This window comes from Alienimonas sp. DA493, from assembly GCF_043951915.1.
Taxonomy (GTDB): Bacteria; Planctomycetota; Planctomycetia; order Planctomycetales; family Planctomycetaceae; genus Alienimonas.
On the sequence record NZ_JBINJD010000287.1, the window covers coordinates 1 to 2,517 of the forward strand.

General features: G+C 72.6%; 4 protein-coding genes. 1 reads left to right on the forward strand and 3 read right to left on the reverse strand.

What is annotated here, in order from left to right:
• Positions 1 to 38: 38 nt before the first annotated feature.
• The 3 genes from ACG2DA_RS22395 to ACG2DA_RS22405 all read right to left on the reverse strand — a co-directional run bounded on the left by ACG2DA_RS22395 (position 39) and on the right by ACG2DA_RS22405 (position 1,996).
• A complete protein-coding gene (locus tag ACG2DA_RS22395) occupies positions 39 to 236 on the reverse strand; it encodes a cold-shock protein (protein ID WP_145357156.1) in 198 nt (65 codons plus the stop codon).
• A gap of 185 nt (positions 237 to 421) precedes the next feature.
• Positions 422 to 1,459, reverse strand: a complete 1,038-nt coding sequence (gene uvsE, locus ACG2DA_RS22400; protein ID WP_395258867.1) for a UV DNA damage repair endonuclease UvsE — start codon at positions 1,457 to 1,459, stop codon at positions 422 to 424.
• Positions 1,460 to 1,489: 30 nt separating this feature from the next.
• Complete coding sequence (locus ACG2DA_RS22405) at positions 1,490 to 1,996, reverse strand: diacylglycerol kinase family protein (RefSeq protein ID WP_395258869.1); 507 nt, start codon at positions 1,994 to 1,996, stop codon at positions 1,490 to 1,492.
• Between the two features lie 14 nt (positions 1,997 to 2,010).
• Here ACG2DA_RS22405 and ACG2DA_RS22410 point away from each other — a divergent pair, with 14 nt between their 5' ends.
• Complete coding sequence (locus tag ACG2DA_RS22410; protein WP_395258871.1) at positions 2,011 to 2,430, forward strand: putative toxin-antitoxin system toxin component, PIN family; 420 nt, start codon at positions 2,011 to 2,013, stop codon at positions 2,428 to 2,430.
• The last annotated feature ends 87 nt before the right edge of the window (positions 2,431 to 2,517 follow it).

A 2,517-nucleotide genomic window follows, 5' to 3' on the forward strand; every position in this document is an offset into this window, starting at 1 on the left:
GGGGGCGACGCGGTTCGGTCACCGGACGCTAGCCGAAACTAGATGGGGGTGACGTTCTCGGCGCGGGGACCCTTGGGGCCCTGGCCGGAGTGGAAGGAGACGCGCTGCCCCTCCGTGAGTTCGTCGAAGTGGATCCCTTCGACGTTGGACATGTGGAAGAACAGGTCCTTGCCGGTACCGGCGTCGATGAACCCGAACCCCTTGTCCGTCAGTCGCTTGATCGTGCCCTCAGCCATCACTCGTCGCTTGAAAAAAACGCAGGTGCGCGGGCGTCGATCGAAAACGCTTCGGCCGGCGCCCGTGCGGGAAGGACATAGCTTACCCTCGCCCCCGGAGGTCGCACAGACGGAACTGCCGAACAAATCGAAACTTTCGTGGGGAACCGACCCCGTCCCGGCGCCGCCCCGCGGCGATGGGGGACTCAGCGGTCCGCCAAATCCGCGGCGAGGCGGGCGACGGCCCGCTCCTTCGCCTTCGCCTCCACCTCCACGGTCAGTTCCCCCCCGGCGCCGAGAACCTGGTCCCAGGCGGCCGGCCAGTCGGCGGGGGCGATGAAGTCCGCGTGGCGGTGCGGCTTCGGCTCGTCCCAGCCGTCTTTCGGGCTGGAGAGATGGAACACCGGCTCGCGGGAGAACCCGGCCGGCTTGTCGCACTCCGCCCAGGTGGCGATCGCGGCCCGGGTCGCCTCTTCCTCGCTCAGACCGTCCGGCAGCACGCGGTGGTGGTGGGCGTCGTAGATCAGCGGCAGCCGTTCGGCCTCGCAGACCGGCAGCAGCTCGGCGGGGGTGAAAACGCGGTCGTCGTTCTCCACCGCCAGCCGGTCGCGGACGGCGTTCGGCAGGTTCCGCACGTTCTCCGCGAACCGGGCCAGCGCCGCCGGCTTGTCGCCGTAACCGCCGCCGGCGTGGATGATGAGGGTGTCCGCCCGCAGCCACTCGGCCATCTCGGCCTGGTGGATCAGTTCCTCCACGGCGTTCGCGGCGACGGCCGGGTCGTGGGCGGAAAGGACGGTAATCTGCTCCGGGTGGAGCAGGGTGCGGATCCCCGCGTCCTCCGCCCGTCGACCGGCCTCACGGAACAGGGCCACGCTCCGTTTGCCGCCGGGCAGGGCGGCCGGGTCGTAGCCGACCTCCGGGTGCGTGCGGAGCGGCAGCAGGCGGCTGGAAGCGCGAAAGGCCCGGATGTTGACCGCGTCGCAGAACCGGATCGCCTGGTTCATCGCCCGAGCGTTGTGGGCGAGGATTTCGCCCAGCTTCGCCTTCGCCCCCTCCCGGGAGAGCTTGGAGAGATGGGCCGCGGTGGCGACGCGGAAGTTGAGGTGCTGCTCGTCGAAGGTGCAGCACAGGCCCAGCCGCAGCGGTCGCACGTCCGGCAGCGGCGCCGGGGCGGGGCGGGGGCCGATGTGCTTGGTGCGGTCCTTCGGCAGCTTCGGGGCGGGCGATTTCGGTCGGGCGGGCACAGGGGGAGTGTAGGAGCCCGCCGGCGACCGTCAGCCCGCGTTCTCCGGACCCGTCAGCCAGAGCCACAGCGGCGGGCCGAGCGTGAACGCCCCCACGGCCGCGGCGCCCAGACTCACGGCCAGCACCGCCCCGGCGGCGGCGTCCTTGGCGTCCCGGACCATCGGGTGATAGTCCGGGTGGACCACGTCGCACAGCAGTTCGAAGGCCGTGTTGAAGGCCTCCGCGGCCCAGACCGCCGCGACCGAGGCGGCAAGCCGGCACCACCCGGCGGCGTCCACCCCCAAGGCCAGCCCGGCGATTGTCACCAGCAGCGCCGCCGCCGCGTGCAGCCGGGCGTTCGGCTGGGTGCGAATCAGCATCCGCAATCCGCGGGCGGCGTAGATGAAGCTCGACCACCGCCCCGCCGGCGTGAACCCGGGCCGCGGCGGACGGCGGGGGGATGACGGATTTGGGATGGCGGATGGCGGAGGTACGCTGTCGCGGCGATCAGGGGCCACCTTACCGCATCGCCGCTGGATCCATCCCGCATCCGACATCCCCGTCTCCCATCTTGGTCCCCCGCCTGATCCTCGACACGAATCTGCTGGTCGGGGCGGCGTACGCCCCGGGCTCCGCCAGCGGGCGGCTGCTGGCGGCGGCGACGGCGGGGGAGGTGCGGCTGGTCGTCAGCCCGGCGACCTTCGCGGAGTATCGGTTCATCGTGCCCCGCTCGGTGCGGCGGCCGGGCGGGGTGGACCGCGTGCTGGCCGCCCTGCGGCGGGCGGAGGCCGTCACGCCGACGGCGGAGGAGAACGCCGCCGCCCGCGGGGTCAGCGAGGACCCGGACGACGACAAGTTCCTCGCCCTCGCCGCTGCCTCCGCGGCGGACGCGCTGCTGTCCAACGACCGTCACCTGTTGGACGTCGGCGAGTACGCCGGCGTGCCGATCCGCCGGCCGGGGGCGTGGACGCGGGGCGACGGCGAGATCTAACGCTCGTCCCGACGCTCTGCGTCGGGACGCACGGGCCGCGGAGCGGCCGGACGCTCCGCGGCCCCTGCGGGGCGACGCAGAGCGTCG